The organism is Candidatus Omnitrophota bacterium, assembly GCA_030695905.1.
Classification (GTDB): domain Bacteria; phylum Omnitrophota; class Gorgyraeia; order 2-01-FULL-45-10; family 2-01-FULL-45-10; genus CAZHPY01.
This window is the reverse complement of the sequence record JAUYOL010000041.1, coordinates 1-22,909: the sequence shown is the minus strand read 5'-3', so window position 1 is coordinate 22,909 and position 22,909 is coordinate 1. Positions and strand designations below refer to the sequence as shown.

Genomic DNA, 22,909 nt, shown 5'->3' with positions numbered 1-22,909 from the left:
CGCAGGCCCCCGTTTTTCGACAGAACAAAAGACCGACCTCACCGTAGCATCTGGTCTACTACATAGTTGATTGCGAAGGCGGGGGAACATTTTTCCTGCCACCTATACATGACTATCTTACATACTTATTTAGGTGGCTTGCGCTGACCGTAACTAAAGGCTTAGGTATGGATGTCAGGCGGAAGGCGACCACCGAGGTAACCGCCTGCATGAGGAAAATAAAAGATTATACGCTTGCCAAACTATGTTTTTGGATGTATATTTTAGATAACCCAAGGAGAGCGAGATGAGAAAAATATTTCTGATAACGGCGATGGTCTTATGGATGGCTTCATATTCATATTGCGCAGATATAAGCGAGCTCGTTGACCAGTACCAACATGCCACTGATTTGCAGAAGCAAGAGTTGGAGAAAAGTTTCTTGGGCAAGAAAATTTCGGCGCGCGGCACTGTAGAAAATGTTGGCGAATATAATTTCTTTGATATAAATACTGATACCGGCGAAAGTTATTATAGAGTAATCACACGCCAGCAGGACACCTTCGGTAAGACGCCTTATCAGGTAATATTCATGTATAAAGATAAGGATGCGGTAAGGGATATTTCGCGCGGGCAGATGTTGGAATTAGAAGGAACTTTGATAAATCTTGTCGACGAGAGGCTTCAGATATCGGTTTGGATCTATGAAGACGCGCTTACGCAAAAGGACAGAGAACTTTTTCAGTTAGAGAGCACTAAATCTAACCTATAAACCTCTTTATCTTCAACAAGAGGTCTTCCGGCTCAAAGGGCTTCAATATATAATCATCCGCCGCGATAAAATCATAATTTGATTTCAGTTTTTCTTTCTGCTCCGGTTTCGCGGTAAATAAAATTACCGGTATGCGCGATGTCCTGTCATTGGTCTTTATCTCATTGCATATCTCATAACCGTCTTTACCAGGTATCATCACATCCAAAAGTATCAGGTCGGGGATCTGCTTATTCAATGCCTCTAACGCTTTTTGTCCATCGGGCGCTACAATGACATCATAACCAAATGTTTTTAATCTCATTGCCACCAGGTCCAGTATTTCGGGTTCGTCATCCACCAGCATAATTTTTTTTGCCATACTATCCTCCTTCGCATTCAACATTTAATAGACTTAGTGCTTCGGAGGATTTCGCCGGTAAAATGGTGAAAACTCCGGATTTTAGCACCTATGGCTTCATTTCTCCTTTTCCAATATGTCTATAAAAGCGTCTACGACTTTCGGATTGAATTGCGTCCCTGAATTGCGGCGTAATTGTTCTATCGCTTCTTCCTTGCTGTGATTCTTCATATATGCCCTGTGTGACGTCATCGCGTCATATGAATCCGCGACGCCCACTATCGCAGCCAAGATGCTTATCTGGTCGCCTTTAAGTTTATCCGGATAACCGCTTCCGTCATAGCGCTCATGGTGATGTTTTACCGCGTTAACTATCTCCTTATCCGGAGAAACCGGCCTAAGTATCTCTTCCCCAATAAGCGGATGCTTACGCAATTCTCCGCGCTCTTCATCGGAAAGCGCAGTATTTTTATGAAGCAGTGTATCTTGTATGCCCACTTTGCCGATATCATGTAATAGCGCCGCTTCTTTCAAAAGCTCTATTCTGTCCTCATCCATATCAAGCTTGCGAGCTATCTTTTCAGCATATTCCGCCACCCTGTCCGAGTGGCCCTTTGTCGACGGATCTTTTGCCTCGAGAAGCCTTATCAGTGACTGCACTACGCGGTAAAAATAACCCAACAATTCTTTCCTGGCTAAGGAAAGCTTTGACGCCATGCGGTTGAAAGATTCGGCAAGCTCTCTTATCTCATTACTGCCCTTGGCGGCGACCCTATAGCTTAGCTCACCCGCGGAAATATGACGCGTGCCCTGGATCAATTTTTTTACCGGCTTTGTCACGGTGCCCGATATAAAAATTCCCACGATAATTGAAAGGATTATACCCAAACCAAGCACAAGCGCCGCGCGGACGTTCACTTCTTTCTGCATGTTATACAAGTCAGCGGCTGTCATATCTATGCCCAATATTGCTATCGAATTGCCCGCGTCATCCCTTATAGGCGCATAGCCGGACAAAAATACTCCCCATTTATCCTTTACCAATTTAGTATCCGCTGAAGGAGCGGTAAAAGCCCTCATCATTTCCGGAACAAGCGAGCAATTATATTCTTCACCGGGTTTCGCGGGAGGATTATCTGACGTGTATCTGCCGGGTCGAAGATCTATCATGAATTTAAATACACATTCTTTCCCGGTCTTTGCGAGCACATATATGTACGCTATCGACGGAGATACGCTGCGGATCTCCATAAGCTCGGACTCTATTTTTTTATATTGCGCGGTATTAACGCCTTTTTCATTAAGGGGGATTTCAAGAAGTGAGTTTGTGTCTATGTTGAGAGCTATCATCTGCGCTACTACCATCAATTTTTCGCGCAACTGCTTCATCTGTGATTTTAATGCGTAGTCATATACAAGAAAATTGCTCACTATGCCGGAAAGAAACATCAGGAGGATAAATAGGATGGTTATCCTTAACCGAAAACTGCCAAATAGAGAATTTGCTTTCTTCATTTTAGGCCCTCGTCAGTATTAGATTATACTGCAAATCTTTTGCTTTATCACCCTATTTTCATTGTGAAAAATAGGTATCCGCAATATCCGCTATCACGTTACTTAAGTCCGGTCTTAACTTATATTGCGGCGCGCCTAATGTGCCCTTCACTTCTATGATGCTATACCGCTCAATAGCGCCGGCGATATCGCTGGCCCTCGACGCATCTATCCCCTCATCGGTAAACTCCGCCTTTAACGAGGCCGCTACAGACTTATCAAAAGATATCTTTACCGCACCATACAGATTAAGAAGGGAGCTCTTCATTACAAGATCGTTTATAAAAAAACTCTTCTCCTTAATAAAAAAATTACAAGAGCCATCCTCGAATAATACGGATCCAAAATCGCTTCTAAACAGAAGCGTGCCTATGCCGCGAAGCAGGTTAAGCTGCCATAACTTTCCTTTGGAAATGCTCAATTTTCCCCAGCCGGTGAGCCTTGAAAAATCATTGGAAAATCCCTTAACGCCGAAATGTGTCTGTATGGTTCCTGACACATCTTCGTCTTTGAACGCGGTATCCCTTTTAAGCTCCTCTATCCTGATATCTTTTATATCGCCGAGGACCTGGTAAGGCGTGTCCTTCGACGCGAAATCGACAAGGCCGCTGCCTTCGAACACACCGCCGTAAAGCGAGGCTCGTATATGCTTTATATTCGCTATGCTGTTTCTTTGCGCAATATCCAAAATAAGGTTATCCAGCTTAAAACTGTTGACGGATAATCTGCCGCACTTGATCTGGGCGTCTATCATGCTGCGTCCGATGTCGTTAAGGCTCCCGTTTAGCTTAAAATCGGCTCTTATTTCTCCGGATAATCTCAAATCTTTAAATTTATCTTTAAAGCTTTTATATGGCTCTTTCTCCTGGGCAAGTTCAAATATAAGCGAGCCGTTCAAATCGGCTCTTGGGTCTTTAGGGTCGGCTGTATCGATGAGCCCCTGGACAGAAAACCTGTAGTCGTCATAATGCCCAATCAACTCCGATAGCGTTATTGTCTTATCGCTAACAGAAAAAATAGTTTTGACAAAAAGAGAATCTGAGCTTAGATCAAGCTGCACGCCGGGTTTTTGAAAATTTGTGACAGTCCCTGATGCCTCATAATTTATATTATCATAACTAAGCCTGACGCTTTTAAAATTGAGCTGATTTTGTGTAAAACTGAATTTGCCGGTTACGTCTTCGAGAGGCAGCTTGCCGTATTCTGATTTAAATATCGCTTTATCTACGGTCAGCGAGCCGTTTAATGCCGTCTGTTCGTCCGTAATGTTCTTATACTGCAGAGTAAGATCGAGGGTCCCGCTTCCTTTCATTTCTAACGGCATATCAATATTAAATTTATTTTTTAATATGCCTCCCAGCGTCTCCAGCTTTGCCTCGGAAGTTATATCGATCCTTAAAACTGGTTTTTGGACATCCGCTATCCCTGCCCTTGCCTTGACGGGCAGGCCCAGTATGGTTGCCGTAATATTGTCAAAATTGAATACCTTGTCGCTAAAGGAGGCATTGCCCCTTATATCATATATCTTATCCAGTACGTCGAGATTGTATAAGGCAAGATTTTTAATATCGGCGGTGCCGGTATATATGAGCTCTTTACTTATCAGATCATACTTTATCTTTGCGTTTATCACCGCGTTCAAACTTGCTTCGATCTTGCCTTCGGAGAATTTCATATCCGATCCGGATATACCGGTATCGACGTTAAGAATATTGTCCTTGTAATCCAACGCGGTGAGCGCATCGATCCTGCCATCCGGGATCTTGAACCGTTTTTCATCGCAATATTTTATAAACTCCCTCGGATAAAAATCCTTTGCCTCAATACGCACCGATAATTCTTTTTTCAGGATATTATATTCACCGGAAGATTTTACAAGCATCGCCATTTTCGAAGGTATTTCAAAATCTGAATTAAAATTCACTTTATGGGGAGAAAATTTTATATCTATATTCGCGTTCTTTATATTTTTGATAAACGGCTCTTCAAATGTCCTGTCTTTAAATGTTATGTCGCCGCCGTCTACGACTATCCTCGATATAATCAGGTTAAACTTCCCACCCATCAACGCAAAGGGTTTTTTAAAGAATAACTCCACTATGTTAATGGAGCTATCGGCAAGCCGCTCTACAACGACTTGCGGTGAATTAAGCTTTATGGAGGTAATTACGACTTCTTTCTTAAAAATCGGCATTATGAGGAAATGGCAGGTTATATCTTTTGCGGCTAATATTTGCGACCGGTCATCGGATAATGTAAGATCTTTAATTACAAGACCCTTGAATACATCTATCTTAGCGGAATCTATAGTAACATGCCTGCCTGTGGACTGTTCTAAGCCGGCTACGAGCGCTCCGGTTATTTTTTCGGGTAGTATGGTTTCATTTAGATATATCAGATAAGCGATGGCAAGAAAAAATATAAGCGCAAAAAGAATAAAAAATATCTTTTTTATTGTCTGCCTCTCGGTAAAGTAAAGATAAATTTACTGCCGCTGCCCGGCACGCTCTCCACCCATATTTTTCCATTGTGCAGATTTATTATGTCCTTCGCTATGGCCAAACCGAGGCCTGTGCCTTCCTGATTGCCGGTAATAATACGTTCGAATTTATCAAATACCTTTTCACAATTTTCTTTCGTGATACCGGGGCCTTTGTCGGATATTTCAAAATATATTTCGTCGGCATTGCCGCGCAGATGGATGGTTATTTCAGAACCATTGGGTGAGTATTTTATAGCGTTATCGAGGATGTTTATTATTACCTCTGTCAATTTATCGCTATCCGCATAAACAAAGCCCGCGTTCTGATCCATGTGCTTTATAATAACTATATTCTTTTTTGAATACTCCGGCCTACGGCTGTCTATTATTTCGTCCGCCAACGACGCTATGTCTATTTTTTCTTTCTTAAGTTCCACATGGCCCGATTCTATCCTGGCCAGATCCAGCAGGTCCGTAACCAGGCGGGTGAGCCTTTTAGTATCCTTCATCGCGTAACCTAACAACTCCTTTTGCTTATCACTAAGCGAACTGCCCTTCTCTTCCATTACCAGGTCCAGCGCCTCTTTAATGACAAACAATGGATTTTTAAACTCGTGCGACACGTGCGAGACGAACGCGGACTTGCGTTCGTCAAGCTCCTGTAACTGTTTATTCTTTACGCGTATTTTTTCAAGGAGTATTTTTATCAGCCTTATGCCATAAATAAAAACACCGCAAAGAATAAAGTCAAGCGATATATCCCAATAGGGTACAGCGGGCAGGGTGCACACACCAAAAAACCGGCATACATCCGTAACCCACGCTACGAGGCTTAATACCAGCATGAAAACGGCCGCGAATGTCCCCGCAAACCATGCCGCGATAAAGACTGGGATCAGATAAAATATGAGTAGTGAAAGCGTGGGGTCTATTTTATAATCGACATAGCCAATAATGACTAATAGCGCGAGAGAAAGGATGATGACTGGAAATTTTCTGGTCATTTTTTATATTTCGACAACTCTTCTTCAAGTTTTTTCACTTTGTCTTTAAGCTCGATCATTTTTAATTCGCGGTTGACGGCTGAAGCGTTGAATATTTTGAGCTGGTTATTCTTTTCGAGCAGCTCCAGGTATATCTTCCTGATACGCAACATAACTTTGACCTTTATCAAGAGCTCCTCTATATTCTCCGGTATATAAAAATATTCTTCCGCGCCGATCTCGGTCAGTACCTTAAGTTTACTTTCGATATCCTTATAAGTCGCGGAGACGCATATTACCGGGATATACCGCATAATCTCGTTGGTTTTTATGGTTTCTATCATTTTAAACCCATCTATCCTGGGCATTACGATGTCCGTTATTATAACATCCGGAGATTCCGTCATAGCTTTTTTTATACCCTCTTCGCCATCGCGCGCTTCTACGACAGTATAACCATCCCTCTCCAACATCTCCCTATAGATGGCGCGCTTTGTATCCTTATCATCCACTATAAGTATCTTGGCATTTGCCATTTTAATCCCCTCGTTATTTCTTAGCGTTCACTACTCCGCCGCGCATCCTTAAGTCGCGCGGTAATATTACACTGAATTCCGTTTCTTTATTGGGCTCGCTCTTTACCGTTATGCGGCCCTGGTGCAAGTCAACAATATCTTTGACTATAGAAAGTCCAATCCCCACGCCGGCTATATCGGAATGCATCGCAAGTCTTTCGTATTTTTTGAATACTTTATCCAGCTCACTCGAAGGAATGCCGGGGCCGGTATTTATAACCGAAAACTTAACCGTATTCTCATCTGATGAAACTACCGTCTCTATCCTGCCGCCTCTGGGGGTATATTTAACCGCGTTTGATAAAAGATTCGTCACGACTCTGGATATTTTATTTTCATCCGCCCAAAGGCTCGCGTTATCGGTGAGTTGTTTAAATTCTATCTGCAGTTCATTCTGCTGGGCTATCCTCTTTATGCTATCGACCTCTTTTGTTATAAGGTTGCTCAAATCTATCAACTCCCGCTTCATATGCATTCTCATCAGGCCCGTCTTGGAAAAATTTGCCACTTCCTCTATAAATTTTGACACGCTTTCGATTGCGTTTAAGCAGCTCTTCGCTATATCACCCTGAAGCTTGGTAAGCGTGCCTCCGATGCCATCCATCAAATTCTGTATACCCAATTTTATCGCGGCAATCGGTGTCTTAAGGTCGTGCGTAACGGCCATCAATAACTCCGTCTTTTCACTATCGGCCGTTTTTCTTTCGGCGGCATATTTCAGCAATTTCTCCGTCAGCCTGTTCACAAGTTCATACGCGTAAGAAAGCCCTATCAGGGACACTATTATAGCGATAGATACGGCAAGGCCGTCATTCCCGAGAAAGATCCTGTAAAGAAAGTTCTTGCCTACTATAACATAAAACACTACCAGAAGCGGTATCACCGCCATAAGCGCGAAAGCGATTCTTATAGTGCGAAAGGGGCTCGTCCCTAAATCCGACATTACAACTTTGTATTCATTACGTTTATTATCTTTCTTCTTTTCCATATATAACCTTTTTGTTGAACTATTTTCCGCATTCACAGGGAGCTTCTCTTCGCCATGCCGAAAGACGATGAATATCCCTCACTCTTCTGATCTCCGGCGCCTTCACTCCGTATTGCATGATCTGGGTGTCCGACATATTGTTCTCTATGCCGTACAATACTATGTCGATCCTGTCGAAACTCATTCCGAGCGTCAGTGTATCGTCGGCTCCTTTCAAAACATCCGCGGACGGTTTTCTTTTCAATATAACGTCCGGCACGCCCAAGTATTCGGACAACTGTCTCACCTGTGCCTTATAGAGACATTTAATAGGCGAGCACGGCATATTATCTACCCCATCTATAGTAAACCAGCCGGTAAGGTCTTCCGAGCGGTTGCCTGTGCCAACGAGAAGAAAATTTCTCTCCTTAGCTATTTTTTCCAGCACTATCCTGCGCTGGGCGCACGGCCCGTCGAACATAACCTCAACTCCGCTCATTATATTGTCGTAGATCCATCTTTTGAATTTATTCTTCCTGATCTCATTCTTGCGCAGCACCGTTATATAGGGCGTTTCTCCTACAACTACGTAATAGAAACCTGTGACAATAGGCAGAATAAATTTTGGCATTGTGCTGATCCACTTAAAGAACGATGCATCTTTTTCCTTTTTCCGCATCGCGTCCGTAATGCTGCCTATATTCAACTTTAAGCCAAGCCAGTCCGCGACCATTTGGGATTTTTTCAGAGAATCCTCTTCGCTGTTCTTGTCATGCAAAAAATATACATGCACCCTGTCCTTACCCAACGCGCGCACGGATAGTGTAGACAGAAGAGCCGAATCCAGCCCTCCGCTTAAGCCCATAATAATGCCGCTGGTCTTATTATCATTAACCCAGCGGCGTATATATTCTTCAATCTTTTTTATGGCTTCTTCCTCATTGACCTTCAGAAGCGCCTTTGCGGAATAATTAGGCATTTTAAAACCTTTCTTTTGCTTATATTTATGCTATACCAAAGCCATCGCTTTGTCAATTAATGGCTTAATTCCTAAAATGACGCCGCGATTTTTTTTGCCTGGGACTGCGCTTGGTTTATCTTCCCTTCCCGTATCGCGGGATCCATATCCATAGGCTGCGCTTTTATGAATGTTATGTCGGCGACCCCGACAAAACCAAATACCGAACGCAAGTACGGTTCATGAAAATCCATCTTACTCATGGGCTCACTGCTATAATCTCCACCGCGGCTGGAGATGACTATCATCTTCTTGCCTTTTACAAGACCCTCTACGCCCTTTGGGGTATATTGAAATAGATGTTTGGGTTGGACTATTACATCTATGTAGTGCTTGAACATATACGGAATGCCAAAATTCCACATCGGCGCGCTGATTAAATACGCGTCTGCCGAAATAAATCTCTCTATATGTTTTATCATATCCCGCCAGGCCTCCAGAGATTCTGCCGACAGGTCCTTACCGCCCAATAGTTCATACTTACCGTCCAATCTCTTTACCGTAAGAGACGGCAGGCTTTCGGTCGACAGGTTAATCTCGTCAATCACCCAATCAGGATGTTTCTCTTTGAATACCGAAAGAAAGACATTTGAAACTTTAAGTGTCCTTGATTCATCGAAGCGCGGAGTAGCTATTATATGCAATAGTTTTTTCTTCATAGCCCCCCAGAATTTTCGTAATTTATTACTATCGGCACTCCTACAAAATCGTGCTCTCTCCTGAAAAAATTCTCTACATACTTTTTAGTATTTTGATTAATAACTTTGACATCTTTAACGCCAAGCGCGAAGACGGGAGGCTGGGCTGTCTTCTGCGCCAGGTATAGAAATTTTATTCTCTTACCCGTTATTTCGCGATCCCCATTCAGCGCTTTACGCAGGTTAGTAATTTCTTCGGGCGCCAAAACGGTCTTTGACCTTTCATAGGCCGACCATATGGCGTCCAGGCTTGACACAACACCTCGCCCGGTCTTGGACGACATGAAGAGAATGGGGAAATTTTTGGCGGCATTCATCTTTTTTATAAGCAGATCGCTATATACGGATGTGGCGACGCTCTGGGTCAGGTCCCACTTGTTTACCGCTATGACAAGCGCCTTGCCCTCTTTTATGATAATATCGATTATGCGCGCGTCATCTTCCTTCAATCCCTCAAAACCGTCTATAAGCGCTATCGCTACATCACAGCGTTTTATCGACTCCCTTGCGCGGACATTACCATAAAAGTCGGCAGATTCAGTTATTTTGGCGTCATGCCTCATGCCGGCGGTATCTATGAGCACATAGACTCTATCTTTATATAAAAAATCCGTATCTACCGAGTCCCGCGTGGTGCCGGCGACAGCATTAACGATTACCCTCTCCTCCTTGAGAATGGCGTTTAGGTAGGATGACTTACCGACATTCGGCCGGCCGACTATGGCGACTTTGACCGAGGCGGCTCTTAAGATGCCTTCGGTCTTCTCCATCGGCTTGGCAGCGTCATCGAGTAATTTTTCTATGCCCGTACCGTTATTTGCCGAAACCAGGTAAGGATCGCCGAGGCCGAGTTCAAAAAATTCCATCCCTTTATTCACGCTCGAACTGTCATCGGCCTTGTTCACGACAAGGTATATCCGCTTAGATGTCTTTCGCAGTCTCGCCGAAAGCTCTAAGTCCTGATGAACAACTCCGGCGGAAACGTCCGTTACAAAAAATATTATATCCGCCTCTTTAATGGCGGTATCGAGCTGGCTTAAAACCAGGCGGGCGATGTCGCCGGTCTTGACAGCTTCGAATCCGCCCGTATCCACTATGGTAAAGGTTTTGCCTTTCCATTTTATATCGGCGTGGAGCCTGTCACGCGTGGTGCCAGACACAGAATCCACTATGGCCTTTCGGGAGCCTATGATCCTGTTAAAAAGCGACGACTTGCCTACATTCGGCCGGCCTACTATAGCTATTTTTGGATGAGCGGCTTTTTTCAAAATTCCCTTACTATATATTTTTTTTCTTTGAAGTCTGATGGTATCTGCGCACCTTATCAAACACCTCTTTATTGATTGCCTGCCGGTCAACCGGCTTACCTTCAGCTTTAAGCTTCTTGACCATAGCCTTCACCATGGCCCGCTTAATTGTCTTTTGGGCTGATACGCTCTTTTTCCTTTTGCCAAATCCACACCAATCTTTGTAAATTCCCATTATAACTCTCCTTTAGTTAGCGCTGCACCGTTCCATTTTACGTATATCTTATATTTTTAAGAGCGCGTTTTGCGCCTTTTGCCTGACGGTCTCTTTTTTCCAAAAAACTTCTTCTTTTCACCGCCATGCGGCGTATCCATATGGCCTGTCTCATCGCGGGCCGCTTCCTTAGGTCCGGTATCGTGCCTGCCTTTAAATGCACCGCCGCCTTTTCTCTTTGAAAAGCAGTCTTTGCAATATACCGGGCGTTCCCCGCTGGGCTTAAAAGGAACTTCGCATTCCTGTTTACATTCCGCGCAGATCGCTTTATGCAGCACCCTTTCCCTGTAATTGGCGTCCGGCCTTCTTTCGCCATGGTGATGAGAACGATCAAAGCGCTGAAAAGGCTTTGGTTGCTCCTCTTTAAAAGGAGTTTGCGAAGATTGGCCTATCAGAATATCTATTTTCTTCTCCAGGAAGTTTAACTGCTGCTGCATTTTATTAATTGAATCCGCTATCGCCCCCTCCTCGGATTGCGGCGGCGGTGAAAAACTTTTGCGCTTAAAATGCTTTTTCATATTACTCCTTTTTGGTTGTTTGGAGGTAATTATACCACAATTTTATTGCTATTCCCGCTTAAATCCTGTCCTGCTCTTTAAGGACTACTTTCTCTTTAACAATTTCCTCAGTTCAGGCTCGCTTCTGGTATTAATAATATCTTTCGGTTCGAGCCAGCCCCGCCGGGCCTGCAAGACACCAAAGCGCATATAACCGAGATCTCCCGCATTATGAGCGTCGGTAGATATCGCTATCTTTACCCCGGATTCTTTGGCAAGCTTACAATGTATATCATTGAGATCGAGCCGCAGAGGATGGCCGTTTAGTTCTAATATACAGCCTCGATCCTTGGCCGCCAGTATTATCCGATCCATATCCACCTCATAAGGATCGCGTTCGTGGATGAGGCGGCCCGTAGGGTGGGCGAGTATATGAAAATAAGGGTTGTCCATTGCGCGGATTATGCGCTCTGTCTGTTTCTCCAGAGTCAGATTAAATTTATAATGAACAGCGCATACGGTAAAGTCCAGCTCTTTTAAGACGTTATCCTCCAGGTCAAGCCTTCCATCCTCGAGAATATCGACTTCCATGCCTTTGAGGATCGTTATGCCCTTTATCTTATTATTAAAACGTTCGAGCTCCCTAATGCGTTCCAGCGTTGCCTTTTCGTCAAGGCCGTGCGCCACTTTAACATGCTGGGAATGCTCCGTTATGCCTATATATTTATACCCCTTGCCGCGGGCTGCGCGGACCATCTCCTCCAGGGTATTGTGCCCGTCGGTAATATTCGTATGGACGTGTAGATCGCCTTTTATGTCGCCGGGCGTTATCAGATGGGGAAGCGTGCCTTTTTTAGCCGCCTCTATCTCGCCGCGATCTTCGCGAAGTTCCGGCTCTATATACGGCAGGCCGAGCTTTTTATACACCTCTTCTTCGGTCCGTCCGGCTATCCATTCCTCTTTCTTCGGCCCAGGCGCCCGGAATACGCCATATTCATTTAATTTAAGGCGATTATTTTTCGCTATCCTTCTCAACTCTATATTATGAGCCTGGGAACCGGTAAGGTAGCACAGGGCGGAGCCATAACTTTTTTCAGGGACAGCACGCATGTCCACCTGTAATCCGCAACGCAGTATGACTGTGGAACGGGTTTCGCCGTGCGAGACTACCTTGTCGACATCTTCGTATTTTATAAAACGCTTCATCACATTTGAGCAGTCATCGCACGTTACGAGTATATCCAGGTCGCGGACAGACTCTTTCGCCCTGCGAAAACTTCCCGCGGGGACGACCTTCTTTACACCTTTTGCTTTTTTAATATATTCGAGTAGCGGAAGAGCTATCTCTTCGGCATCGGCGAGTTTCATCTGGCCCTCGACTCCCTTCACGCGTTCGATCTCGCGCAGTATGGTCTCTTCGGTCTTCTCTCCGAAGCCCTCCAGCGCACGCACTTTTTTTGCCAGCGCGGCTCTCTTTAAACCGTCTATATCCTTTATGCGCAATTTTTCGTACAGCGCTTTTACACGGTGAGGGCCCAAGCCTTGTATGGACAACATCTTAATGAGGCCCGGCGGCGTATCCTTCTCAAGTTTCTCGAGAAATTTAAGCCTGCCTGTCTTGACCATCTCTTCTATCTTAGCGGCGAGGTCCTTGCCTATACCGGGTAACCTGGAAAAATCTTCGCCGTCTTTGGCCATGTCGGCGGCGCTTCTGCCAAGGCCCGCTATAACAAGCGCGGCGTTCCTGTAGGCCCTAACCCTGAAGATATTTTCGCCTTTTATCTCCAGAAAATCGGCTATTTTGTCGAATGTCCGAGCGATATCGGGATTATTAACCGGCATAGCTTAATTATATCACAAACTATGGTAGGATGGCGCCGAAGTTATTTGGGACTTGCCGCCTCGCTAATTGTCTAATTTCTTGAATTGATCTTTTGGCGCGCCGCAAGCAGGGCATGCCCAGGTGTCCGGCAAATCCTCAAAGGCCGTACCGGGTTTTACGCCTTGCGATGGATCCCCGTCTCCGGGGATATAGATATAGGAACAACGTGTGCATTTATATTCGTGCATTGGGTTCGGCGCTAAATTTGCGCTTCTGGGTGTCAAATTCTTTCATGGCAGCATCGAGCTGGGCGTAACATAAATCTACTTTTTCCGACAATTCTTTAAGCTCTCTGGCAAGCTCGCTTCTTCGCAGGGCCCCAAGGCCGCCTTTTGCCGAAGCGCCCATCAGATCCCCGTTCACTTCCCCTACCTTCTCCTCGGAAGAGATTATTTCATTCTCCAGGCTTTTAATCTTACTTTCGAGCGGCTTCAAGACCTTCGCTTTCATCGCGTTAAATTCAGCGCGGGCCTTTCTTGCCATCTTACCGCCCTGCCCTTTTACCTGAGGCGCTGTCTCGCTTTTCGGCGGCGGGACAAAAACCGGCTGCGGTATGGCGGCCGGCGCGACTTGCGGCTTCTGGGCAGGTATAACCTCTTCGGCTTCATCCCAGCCGACGCTCTCCAGAAACTCCCGATAATTACCCGGGTACAAAAATACCCTGTTATTCTTAAAGACGATGAGTTTTGTCGCCACTTCGTTTAAAAAATGTTCGTCATGCGCCACCACAAGGGCCGCGCCCTCGAAATCCCGGACGGCATCCATCATCGCCTGGCAGGATTCGATGTCAAGATGGTGCGTGGGCTCGTCCAGAAAAAGGATATTGGATGGCGCTACAAGAAGTTTCCCTAAAAGGACACGGCTGCGCTCACCGCCGGAGAGGACCTTAACCTTCTTCTCGGCATCGCCACCTGAAAACATCATCGCACCGCATATCCCGCGCACGCGGCCTCTATCGATAAAGCTGCCTTTGGATATCTCCTCTTCCACGGTAAGTCCATCGTCAAGATCTGCGGTATTCGCCTGCTCGTAATATGCCGGAGTTGCCGCTGTATGCGTCTTAACGCTGCCGCCGACGGGCTTAAGCCTGCCGGATAACAATTTTAAGAGCGTGGTCTTTCCCATGCCGTTTTTCCCCACTATACATATCTTATCGTGCCTATTTACGGTAAAGTTCAACCCATTTATCAGATACGGCTGCCTGCCGTCGTATGAGAACGTGAGGTCATTCACATCCATGATCTGCTGGGCGCGAAACGGCTCATAATTGAACGAAAACGATAATGTGCGAATTTCTTCGAGCTTATCAAGTTTATCCATCTTCTCTATCTTCTTAATGCTGGATTGCACGCCCTTGGCGTGGCTTGCCTTAGAGCGGAATCTGTTAATATACTCCATCATCCGCTTGCGCTCTTTCTCGTCCTCCACGCGCCTCTTCTCGTGCAGCGCTTCGTCCGCCTCAAGCTGCGCGTAATATTTCCCTGTAGAGCCTTTCATCTTTCGAACCTGCCCGCGGTGTATGCCTACTATGTGCGTCGTTACGCTGTCAACGAGATCCCTATCGTGGCTTATCACGATCAGCTCATTTTTCCACGACCGCAGGAACTTCTCGAGCCATCGTATTGAAACTATGTCGAGGAAGTTCGTAGGCTCGTCAAGAAGGAGCATGTTGGGCTCGGAGACCAGGACCTTGGCCAGGACTATGCGCATCTGAAAGCCCCCTGAAAAGTCCGAAGGGCTGCGGGCAAAATCTTCTTTACGGAACCCGAGTCCGGATAGGATCTTCTCCACCTTCCATTCGGAGCCTATCTCTTCAGGCCTTAGGCCCTGACACCCTTCCTCCAGCACAGTGGGCTTGGTAAACTCAAGATGTTGAGCCAGATATCCTATGGAGTAATTATTAGGCTTGAAGATCTTGCCTTCGTCGGGCTCCTCTTCACCGGCGATGATTCTAAATAGCGTGGTCTTGCCGTGGCCATTACGGCCCACGAGCCCTATTCTTTCACCGGCGAGCACATCGAAGCTCACATCCGAGAATAACACCCGGGTGGTATATTGTTTAGATATATTTTTTATTGATATCATAGTCTTTTAAGGCCCCGGCGCGCGCATTACCATCTCCACGCGGCCCCCGCGTAAATAGCCGATTCTTTCCTCGACGCGAGCGCCCGCAAAAAAGCCTCGCCATCGCCTTCAAAAATTTTACGCGCTAATTCCAGGTTAATGCCTATATCTTTATTTTTTATATCACTTTTAAGCCGGAGTGATACCGTATCTTTATCCGTAAGTTTAGCGTCCGCGCCAAAGACTATCGCGCTTTTAACTTTATTTTCATATTCAATCTCAAAAATAAGGCCGATATCCTTCTTTAATTTCCATTCGCCGAAGAGCTTAATGGTCTGTATCGTGGGATTTTTGCGGGCTGTCAGGCCTACCCCTATTTCATATCGGATATAATCTTCTTTAAAAATACCGGCGCTTGTCCGGAAATCGAAGACAGAATCGGTATCTTTGCTCAATATATAAGATATCCGCATTCTTTTATTTATATCCCAATAGCCTTTAAATATCAGCGTGTGGGTTTGCCTCTTTTTCCGTATGAGCCGCGCCTTTTCATACTGATACACGATCTGGTGATCTTTATTGATCTGCCAAATACCGTTAAAGGTCAGGATATCATATCTGCCGGTTTCTTTCCTTACGTGAAAATAGAGCCTGTTAAATTCATCGGCTTTCCATGACCCGGAGATATTTAAGACATAGGTTGTCCGCGTGTCTTCTTTTGTGGTCGTTGTGAGAGCGAATAAAATAGAATTTTTGTCTACATCCAGGATCTCGCCCTGTAATGTTATCTGGTCGCCGAAAGTTTCCCTGCCCAGCTTATCCAGTTTAAGGCGTAATTTGTGATCGTCCGTCAGGGACCATTCGCCGGAAAGCCTGATCTGGTCGGGTATCTTGTCATCCGGAGCCAGGGGCGCCTTTATGTGGTAGGACAGGTTATTGAATTTATCCGTCTTGAATCTTCCGTCTAAGACTTGCCGGAATTTGGGAAAGGCGCTTTTTCTTCCGGCCTCATTGAGGATCAGCCTATTATACGGATCGAGTTCATAGCGTATTTTTTGCATATTGTCCGGAGCCGATCAGTCTTTGTTAATTACATGGATCAGCTCACAGAGCCTTCCGTAATTACGCATATTAAATTTCATTACAAGCCGGGGCAGTTCCAGATACTCTCCCCTGTGGGCCTCTTCTTTCATAGGGCCCGTGAGCTTTATTTCACCGCCCGTCAGGATGTCCTTGAATTTCTGGTTTATGAGTTTTAATGTCTCTTCGCTTAATTCTTTATTAAGCCTTATCACGGTCTGGCCTGAAACATATTTTATGGAGTGATACACCCTGTAAAAATCTTCTATATATTTTACCGCCTCATCAACGCTTTTTACGATCTTGAAAAGTTTAAGATCGTTCTTATCAATAAATCCATTCTTAAGTATCTCTTTATCCACAAAGCGCTTCCACGCTTCCCAGTATGTAGAGCCCGCCGGCTCCATTAAAACTATGGGCCTGGGCCTGGATTTTCCGGTCTGGAACAAGGTGAGCATTTCAAATCCTTCATCAAGCGTGCCGAACCCTCCGGGAAAAAGAGCGGTAGCGTCGGTCTCTTTTACAAAGATCAATTTTCTGGTAAAAAAATATTTGAAATTGATTATCTTATCTTTTTCGTCTATGTAAGGGTTTGGCTTCTGTTCAAAAGGGAGCCGTATATTCAGCGCGAATTCTTTCCCCGCTTTTGCGCCTTTATTACCGGCCTCCATAACCCCCGGCCCGCCTCCCGTCACTATCATGTAGCCTTTATCGGTCAGGGATTTAGTGAAGGCTTCCGCCATCTTATATTCGACGGATGTGTCCTTCGATCTCGCGGACCCGAATATTATGACTTTTTTTATACTTCTGTAGGGAGTGAATATCTTGAATGAATAACGCAATTCTTTCAGGGTATTATTTACAAGCTTGAGGTCCCCTTTATCGCCGGACTCTTTTCCCAATTTAACCGCGGTAGTTAGTATCTCATGGATAAGACGCTCGGTATCCGCGGAGCAGCAATTTTTGGCGAGCTCATTTATCAGATTGTCGACATTCTTATCACCGATCTCATACTCTTTGGGCATTTTTTTCATGGGATAATTATATCACAAATTTTACCATTCCTGCTTAAATCCTATTTGGCGTATTTTTCGGTAAATTTTATTATATCGTTCATCATGGCGACAGTCTCTGCGGGATAACGGCCCACGGCCGATTCCGCCGAAAGCATCACGAAATCCGTACCGTCTATTATAGCGTTCGCCACATCCGTCACTTCAGCGCGCGTGGGCCTGCGGTGTTCGGTCATGCTCTCGAGCATCTGGGTCGCGGTTATGACCGGCTTATCCGCCCTGTTACACTTCTTTATTATCATCTTCTGTATAATAGGTATCTGGTAAATAGGCACGGATACCCCCATATCGCCGCGCGCTATCATTATGCCGTCGGACACACCTATTATGCTGTCTATATTCTTTATGCCTTCCCCTGACTCTATCTTGGCTATTATCCGGATGGAGCTGCCGTGGTGCAGATGTCTTTTCACTTCGAGAATATCGGCCCTGGTGCGCACAAACGATTGCGCTACGTAATCCACTTTATGGTGCACACAAAAATGTATATCGTGCCTGTCTTTTTCACTTAAAGGGCCGAACTTAAGATCCGCCTGGGGTATATTCACGCCCTTATGTTCCTTAAGCAGCCCCCCTACCACAACTTTAGTCTTAAGGCTTGATCTTGCGCGGCGGGCCACTTCAAGCGCTATATTGCCGTCATCTATATATATTTGCCGGCCCTTTTTTATGTCTGCCAGAGGCCCCTTATAATCAAAATATATTCTCTGCTCATTGCCTTTTATCTTCTCCTGCGTGAGCCAGAGCGTCTTATTTCTTTTTAATGTTACTGAGCCGCCCTGTATGGAGCCTATCCTTATGCGGTGGCCCTGAAGATCGCCGAGTATCCGAACACGCCTGCGGTATTTGGCGTTTAAGCGCCGGATCAAACCTATTGCCCTGATAAGATCGTCGGGCTTACCGTGCGAGAAATTAAGCCGTGCGACATCCATGCCTGCTAACATCATCTTCCTGATCATCGTCTCATTAAACGATGCCGGCCCTAAAGTGCATATTATCTTTGTTTTTGTCATATTGGCTCATTCCTTACCTGTTAAAATAAACCGGCGAACCGGTTCCTGATCTCATATATACGCCGGTCAAATATTATGTCGCTGGGCCTTACCGGCCGAATCAGGCTTATACCGTCCAGGCGCGTGCATCTGCTCAACGCTACATATAACTGGCCGTGAGTAAACGCGCCATGCCCCAGGTCGATTATGACCTTATCAAAAGTCTGACCCTGGCTCTTATGAATAGTTATGGCCCAGGCCAGCTTTATTGGATATTGCGCGAAGTCCCCCACGACTTCATCTTCTATCTTGTCTTCATCCTCGTTGTAACTATACTCGATCTTCTGCCACTTAACAACGGGAACATCGCATGTACGTCCATCGATATCTACGACTACCGAATCTTCGGACAGGGCGACGACTTTTGCAAGCGTGCCGTTGACCCATTGCTTATTAGGGTCATTTTTTATCAATATTACCTGCGCGCCTTTTTTAAGTCTTAGGAACGTATCGGTCGGGTATGCCGACTCTTCGAACTTTCCGGATGCCGCGGCCTCATATATCACCTCTTTGCCGGGAAGCTTTGACAAACGCTCCTGATTTATCGCGTTTGCCAGGTTGTTTGTGGTCGTCAGGATAACTGTCGGGTCTTTCTTAAGAATTGCGGCATCAGTCTTTACCCTCTTATTTAATATATCCAGATCATCTTCGGTATGCTCTTTGTTCCTGACCCTGTTTAATAGCTCCATGAACGAACTATCTTTTTGTCTATATATGGTCGACAGCTCGATTTCCCTAAGATTGCAATCGTTAAATACTTTAGCGCTGAAAAAATAAGGGCTTGCATACCGCTCTTCCAGAAGCTGCCTCGCTTCATTCTCGACCACGGGAGATAGTTGAAAAAGGTCTCCGAAAAATACCATCTGGACCCCGCCAAACGGCGTCTTCATCCTGCCGCGGTTAAGACGCAACGCGTAGTCGATGCCGTCCATAAGATCCGACCGGACCATCGACACCTCGTCTATTATCACCATGTCGAGATTTTCTACCAGGCTCCTGTCCCTGAGGCGCTTTATTGTATCCTTTTGAATGATCTTTGGAGGTAACCTGAAGAAGGAATGGATGGTCTGCCCGCCCACATTGATCGCCGCGACACCTGTCGGGGCTAACACTATTATCTTTTTACCCGTATTGGCCTTGAAATATTTTAGAAGGGTAGATTTGCCGGTGCCTGCCTTACCTGTTATAAAAAGGCACTCTTTGGTATTCTCCATAAGATTAAACGCTGATTTGAATTCATCGTTTATGTCCAGACCTGCCGGAAGATGGTCTATTGTTATCATTTGATCGGTATAGAACTTCATAACATTTCCTGAACTTTGGTCCGTTTCCCGCGGTAGGTTAACATCAGATCGCAGCCCGTGACATTTTCCTTACGAATATCATTTGATATCCGGCTGATAAGGGTCTTGGGGCTATTGTGCCTTTCGCTGATATGTGCAAGAAAAACGTGCTTTAGAGCTACTCTATCGGTAGATCCGTTCTTTATCCTTACCAGCGCTTCGGCGGCGGCTTCATTGTTAAGGTGTTCTCTCCAGGTCGACTGATCAGGCGATATTTCCTGCGCTAACTCCGCATCATGATTACATTCGATTATCAGGCACTTGCAATCACACAGCATCCTGACCATGCTATCGGTTACTTTACTCGTATCCGTTAAAAAACCCACCTTGCGGCACGAGCCCTTATCTTTATATTCTACGCGAAAACCGAACGGCTTGCCTACATAGCCGCCGCTATGAAACGTTTTAAAGGGCGTGATATTCAGATCATTTATTATAAACGGCGCCTGCGTATGATGTATTATTTTGAGTTGATGATCTTTGACGCAATAACGCTCTTTGATGACTTGATATGTATCATGGTGTATATAGATAGGTATCCCGTAGCGGAGAGCTATTTTGAAAGTATTTTTACAGATATGATCGCCATGCCCATGCGTTATGACGATGCCATTTATCCTGGACGGATCCAGTTCGATATCCCCTAAATCTTTCTCAATTTCCTCCAAACCAATGCCGGCGCAATCGATCAAAATACCGGATCTATCCGTCCATATAGCGGTGCAATTACCACTGGAACTGCTTCTGAGCACACATACTTTTAAATACGACACTTCTCTCTTATCCTTATTTTGCGGTAGACATATATACGCAGAAGGTGATTATATCACAAATTCCGGCGGGGGTGGCGCCTTTTAGGCTCGCGAATAAAGCTTACTCGGAAAAATATTCTATCTCTAAGGAAAGCACTGTATTTTCCGGAACATCCTGATCGGTATAAAAATGCAGCTCTTTGTCAAGCCATGTAGGCCCCTGACCATCAAAATGATAGTTGGCGGGATAGTTAAGCCCGTACATGTTAAAAGGAAGCTCATTCCAGTCATTGCGCTTCTCCGGCGTTAATGAACTTAAAAATCCTACCAGCTCCATGCCCTGGCCAAAGTGGTTTATCAGATAGATCTGCCTGATGCCGTCATAATTTGATATTTTTGCCTTGATGGATCTTGTAATTCCCGACACAAGCGGTACCCCGAAATCATTTTGCCCCGGAGCGACCACATAGTCCTGGCGGAAAACACTGTAATTGGCATAATCGTACTGCCCATTAACAAAATGATCAATATCCGAAAGATCCGCGGAAATGACCGGCCCGCTGACATTGACCGTGCCGATATGGTATTGCGACGGCTGAGCACCGCTACCCACTACGTTGATCGCGTTGGCATTATGTATGGTTATGTTTTCAAGTTCTATCCCGTAGCTTGCCCCGGCGAAATGAAACACATTACTGACGGCTCTGCGATCGAGATTCCATTCTATATCCATATCGCTAATGGTCGCGTTGCGATCCCAGCTTTCAAAGAAAACCACCGGGGCATCAGATTGTGTGCGAACACGGATATTTTCAGCTTTTGTATTATCAGATTGCCACGATGAAAGGACACGACCGGCGGCGCCGTGAATAGCCATCGCCTCTCCGTCAACATTACGCAATATTACATTCGTTGAGTCGACCACCTGCAACAAAATTGAAAACCGGCCCGTGATATTCTCAACCGTAACATTACTTGCGCGGTCGATCCAAATGGAGGCATCGGGCGTGGCGATGGCCGTAAAGTCCAGGTTGATATTACGGATGGCCGCCCCATCAACAAAGCTTTTTACTTTCGTGATCTTGTGGCTGTTTGTGCCCTGAAAAATATCATAAGGGATATCTACATCCAGAGTGATAGAAGAACCCGTATTCTCGACAACGGTCACGACCTTAGCGTAATGCTCTTCCTCGTTCCCATCATAAATATCTCTGCCGAGCTGCAAAAAGACTTTGTCTTGGGCCTTGATCTCATCCGTTGAAACGGAAACCAAAAATGTCCTTTGGCCCTTTTTAACTTCTTCGGTCCACTCACGCGTAGCGCCGATAAGAGGACTGGAAAACACAATATGTTTATTATCCGGCCAGGCACTCGTGTTCAAAAGCAGGGTCGCGCCGTTACCGTCGATGACCAAGGCCTTGTCGACCTCAATCGCCTGATTGATCTTATAGGTTTTACCCGCTTCAAAGACGATCATTGAGCCGGCCGGAGCTTCATCAACAGCCTTTTGAATAGCCGGCGCGTCATCGGCCACACCATCTCCGACTGCTCCATAATCTTTGACATTGACGGTCAAATAAGTCTGTGACACGGGGATGAGCACTGCTTCTGGATTCGTATCTACATTCTGATCGACAACAGCGGGCTGTGAGGTTGTATCAAAAGTGGTGGGTTTGATATTGGCAACCGAAGCCCTCTTAGGCTCAATCATGCCTTTCTTCCTCTTGAGCTCCAGCCCTACGGTGTCATTCCTCTCCAGTTTTTTACTCAACAGCCATGATACCCTATCCGCTATATTGCCCTCTACCGCATTTCTATTTCTTATCATATTCTCGCGCGACCGCTGCCGCTGTTCAAGCAGATCACTCTGCAGAAAATGGTTTTTCTTATTATATGTCTCTTTCGAACGCAGGTCATAATTATCGGAATAATTTGCGGACCAGCAAATATTGCATGGAATGAACGCAGCCAGCAACATGATTGGAATTATTTTTGGGCGCATATGATGTCATCCCTTTGCACTTTTTAATCATTTTTAATAAGTATTCAAAAAAAATAGCCTTTTGTTCGCTTACATATATAGTATATCACATGTTTTCGTGTTGAACATCATACTTTTTTATAATCTAACTTATTTGTATTGTTTCCCACTCGTGGTGACTGGAATCGAAGTTTTTAGTTGTGTTTTTTAGTCGTTTATAATAATAGTGTATAATTGCAGTTGATTGGAGGTGCTGATATGAATGATAGCGGTGTAGTCTATAGTTTACGAAAGAA

Annotated in this window: 21 protein-coding genes; 1 reads left to right on the top strand and 20 read right to left on the bottom strand. The window is 45.3% G+C overall.

The features are described 5' to 3' along the window. Positions 1–286: 286 nt before the first annotated feature. Positions 287–751 carry a hypothetical protein gene (locus tag Q8R38_07040; protein MDP3791779.1) on the top strand — a complete coding sequence of 155 codons (465 nt, stop codon included), beginning with the start codon at positions 287–289 and terminating at the stop codon, positions 749–751. On the opposite strand, the gene Q8R38_07035 is transcribed toward Q8R38_07040, so the two are convergent. From Q8R38_07035 to Q8R38_06940, 20 genes are all read right to left on the bottom strand, one after another. After that, the gene (locus Q8R38_07035) at positions 741–1,112 is read right to left on the bottom strand and encodes a response regulator (protein ID MDP3791778.1); all 372 of its coding nucleotides are present in this window, start codon (positions 1,110–1,112) and stop codon (positions 741–743) included. The genes Q8R38_07040 and Q8R38_07035 overlap by 11 nt on opposite strands. A gap of 96 nt (positions 1,113–1,208) precedes the next feature. Then, positions 1,209–2,606: an HD domain-containing protein gene (locus tag Q8R38_07030; GenBank protein ID MDP3791777.1), complete on the bottom strand. Its 1,398-nt coding sequence runs from the start codon at positions 2,604–2,606 to the stop codon at positions 1,209–1,211. A gap of 58 nt (positions 2,607–2,664) precedes the next feature. After that, on the bottom strand, positions 2,665–4,839 hold the full coding sequence (locus Q8R38_07025) for a DUF3971 domain-containing protein (GenBank protein MDP3791776.1): 2,175 nt from the start codon (positions 4,837–4,839) through the stop codon (positions 2,665–2,667). A 257-nt stretch (positions 4,840–5,096) separates the two neighbouring features. Beyond that, positions 5,097–6,131, bottom strand: a complete 1,035-nt coding sequence (locus tag Q8R38_07020; GenBank protein MDP3791775.1) for a HAMP domain-containing sensor histidine kinase — start codon at positions 6,129–6,131, stop codon at positions 5,097–5,099. Beyond that, complete coding sequence (locus Q8R38_07015) at positions 6,128–6,646, bottom strand: response regulator (GenBank protein MDP3791774.1); 519 nt, start codon at positions 6,644–6,646, stop codon at positions 6,128–6,130. Before Q8R38_07015 ends, Q8R38_07020 begins: the two co-directional genes overlap by 4 nt. A gap of 13 nt (positions 6,647–6,659) precedes the next feature. Further along, positions 6,660–7,673 carry a HAMP domain-containing sensor histidine kinase gene (locus tag Q8R38_07010; protein MDP3791773.1) on the bottom strand — a complete coding sequence of 338 codons (1,014 nt, stop codon included), beginning with the start codon at positions 7,671–7,673 and terminating at the stop codon, positions 6,660–6,662. A 19-nt stretch (positions 7,674–7,692) separates the two neighbouring features. Next, positions 7,693–8,631 (bottom strand): NAD(+) synthase, encoded by a 939-nt coding sequence (gene nadE, locus Q8R38_07005; GenBank protein MDP3791772.1) that lies wholly within the window; start codon positions 8,629–8,631, stop codon positions 7,693–7,695. 71 nt (positions 8,632–8,702) lie between these two features. After that, positions 8,703–9,329, bottom strand: a complete 627-nt coding sequence (locus tag Q8R38_07000) for an NAD(P)H-dependent oxidoreductase (protein MDP3791771.1) — start codon at positions 9,327–9,329, stop codon at positions 8,703–8,705. Next, entirely contained in the window at positions 9,326–10,636 is a 1,311-nt protein-coding gene (gene der / locus Q8R38_06995; protein ID MDP3791770.1) for a ribosome biogenesis GTPase Der, read from the bottom strand. Before der ends, Q8R38_07000 begins: the two co-directional genes overlap by 4 nt. A 10-nt stretch (positions 10,637–10,646) precedes the next feature. Beyond that, positions 10,647–10,850: a hypothetical protein gene (locus Q8R38_06990; GenBank protein ID MDP3791769.1), complete on the bottom strand. Its 204-nt coding sequence runs from the start codon at positions 10,848–10,850 to the stop codon at positions 10,647–10,649. 56 nt (positions 10,851–10,906) lie between these two features. Further along, on the bottom strand, positions 10,907–11,407 hold the full coding sequence (locus Q8R38_06985) for a hypothetical protein (GenBank protein ID MDP3791768.1): 501 nt from the start codon (positions 11,405–11,407) through the stop codon (positions 10,907–10,909). Between the two features lie 84 nt (positions 11,408–11,491). Further along, on the bottom strand, positions 11,492–13,228 hold the full coding sequence (gene polX, locus Q8R38_06980; GenBank protein ID MDP3791767.1) for a DNA polymerase/3'-5' exonuclease PolX: 1,737 nt from the start codon (positions 13,226–13,228) through the stop codon (positions 11,492–11,494). Positions 13,229–13,291: 63 nt separating this feature from the next. Continuing rightward, a complete protein-coding gene (locus Q8R38_06975) occupies positions 13,292–13,456 on the bottom strand; it encodes a rubredoxin (protein ID MDP3791766.1) in 165 nt (54 codons plus the stop codon). Further along, a complete protein-coding gene (locus Q8R38_06970) occupies positions 13,443–15,353 on the bottom strand; it encodes an ABC-F family ATP-binding cassette domain-containing protein (protein ID MDP3791765.1) in 1,911 nt (636 codons plus the stop codon). The genes Q8R38_06975 and Q8R38_06970 overlap by 14 nt, the downstream gene beginning before the upstream one ends. A gap of 26 nt (positions 15,354–15,379) precedes the next feature. Next, positions 15,380–16,393 (bottom strand): hypothetical protein, encoded by a 1,014-nt coding sequence (locus Q8R38_06965; GenBank protein MDP3791764.1) that lies wholly within the window; start codon positions 16,391–16,393, stop codon positions 15,380–15,382. 15 nt (positions 16,394–16,408) lie between these two features. Next, on the bottom strand, positions 16,409–17,446 hold the full coding sequence (locus tag Q8R38_06960; GenBank protein ID MDP3791763.1) for a TIGR00730 family Rossman fold protein: 1,038 nt from the start codon (positions 17,444–17,446) through the stop codon (positions 16,409–16,411). A gap of 41 nt (positions 17,447–17,487) precedes the next feature. Further along, positions 17,488–18,498: a pyruvate kinase gene (pyk, locus tag Q8R38_06955; GenBank protein MDP3791762.1), complete on the bottom strand. Its 1,011-nt coding sequence runs from the start codon at positions 18,496–18,498 to the stop codon at positions 17,488–17,490. A gap of 20 nt (positions 18,499–18,518) precedes the next feature. Continuing rightward, the gene (locus Q8R38_06950) at positions 18,519–19,841 is read right to left on the bottom strand and encodes an AAA family ATPase (GenBank protein ID MDP3791761.1); all 1,323 of its coding nucleotides are present in this window, start codon (positions 19,839–19,841) and stop codon (positions 18,519–18,521) included. Beyond that, the gene (locus Q8R38_06945) at positions 19,838–20,653 is read right to left on the bottom strand and encodes an MBL fold metallo-hydrolase (GenBank protein ID MDP3791760.1); all 816 of its coding nucleotides are present in this window, start codon (positions 20,651–20,653) and stop codon (positions 19,838–19,840) included. The genes Q8R38_06950 and Q8R38_06945 overlap by 4 nt, the downstream gene beginning before the upstream one ends. A 100-nt stretch (positions 20,654–20,753) precedes the next feature. Continuing rightward, positions 20,754–22,634 (bottom strand): glycosyl hydrolase family 28-related protein, encoded by a 1,881-nt coding sequence (locus tag Q8R38_06940; GenBank protein MDP3791759.1) that lies wholly within the window; start codon positions 22,632–22,634, stop codon positions 20,754–20,756. Between the last annotated feature and the right edge of the window lie 275 nt (positions 22,635–22,909).

What these genes read in the sequence shown, in the direction of transcription:
- Q8R38_07010 (MDP3791773.1), bottom strand. Translation starts at nt 7,673, where the DNA reads ATGGAAAAGAAGAAAGATAATAAACGTAATGAATACAAAGTTGTAATG.
- Q8R38_07000 (MDP3791771.1), bottom strand. Translation starts at nt 9,329, where the DNA reads ATGAAGAAAAAACTATTGCATATAATAGCTACTCCGCGCTTCGATGAA.
- Q8R38_06975 (MDP3791766.1), bottom strand. Translation starts at nt 13,456, where the DNA reads ATGCACGAATATAAATGCACACGTTGTTCCTATATCTATATCCCCGGA.
- Q8R38_07020 (MDP3791775.1), bottom strand. Translation starts at nt 6,131, where the DNA reads ATGACCAGAAAATTTCCAGTCATCATCCTTTCTCTCGCGCTATTAGTC.
- Q8R38_06990 (MDP3791769.1), bottom strand. Translation starts at nt 10,850, where the DNA reads ATGGGAATTTACAAAGATTGGTGTGGATTTGGCAAAAGGAAAAAGAGC.
- Q8R38_06950 (MDP3791761.1), bottom strand. Translation starts at nt 19,841, where the DNA reads ATGAAGTTCTATACCGATCAAATGATAACAATAGACCATCTTCCGGCA.
- Q8R38_07015 (MDP3791774.1), bottom strand. Translation starts at nt 6,646, where the DNA reads ATGGCAAATGCCAAGATACTTATAGTGGATGATAAGGATACAAAGCGC.
- Q8R38_07040 (MDP3791779.1), top strand. Translation starts at nt 287, where the DNA reads ATGAGAAAAATATTTCTGATAACGGCGATGGTCTTATGGATGGCTTCA.
- Q8R38_06985 (MDP3791768.1), bottom strand. Translation starts at nt 11,407, where the DNA reads ATGAAAAAGCATTTTAAGCGCAAAAGTTTTTCACCGCCGCCGCAATCC.
- Q8R38_06970 (MDP3791765.1), bottom strand. Translation starts at nt 15,353, where the DNA reads ATGATATCAATAAAAAATATATCTAAACAATATACCACCCGGGTGTTA.
- Q8R38_06965 (MDP3791764.1), bottom strand. Translation starts at nt 16,393, where the DNA reads ATGCAAAAAATACGCTATGAACTCGATCCGTATAATAGGCTGATCCTC.
- Q8R38_07030 (MDP3791777.1), bottom strand. Translation starts at nt 2,606, where the DNA reads ATGAAGAAAGCAAATTCTCTATTTGGCAGTTTTCGGTTAAGGATAACC.
- polX (MDP3791767.1), bottom strand. Translation starts at nt 13,228, where the DNA reads ATGCCGGTTAATAATCCCGATATCGCTCGGACATTCGACAAAATAGCC.
- nadE (MDP3791772.1), bottom strand. Translation starts at nt 8,631, where the DNA reads ATGCCTAATTATTCCGCAAAGGCGCTTCTGAAGGTCAATGAGGAAGAA.
- Q8R38_06960 (MDP3791763.1), bottom strand. Translation starts at nt 17,446, where the DNA reads ATGAAAAAAATGCCCAAAGAGTATGAGATCGGTGATAAGAATGTCGAC.
- Q8R38_07035 (MDP3791778.1), bottom strand. Translation starts at nt 1,112, where the DNA reads ATGGCAAAAAAAATTATGCTGGTGGATGACGAACCCGAAATACTGGAC.
- Q8R38_07025 (MDP3791776.1), bottom strand. Translation starts at nt 4,839, where the DNA reads ATGCCGATTTTTAAGAAAGAAGTCGTAATTACCTCCATAAAGCTTAAT.
- pyk (MDP3791762.1), bottom strand. Translation starts at nt 18,498, where the DNA reads ATGACAAAAACAAAGATAATATGCACTTTAGGGCCGGCATCGTTTAAT.
- Q8R38_06940 (MDP3791759.1), bottom strand. Translation starts at nt 22,634, where the DNA reads ATGCGCCCAAAAATAATTCCAATCATGTTGCTGGCTGCGTTCATTCCA.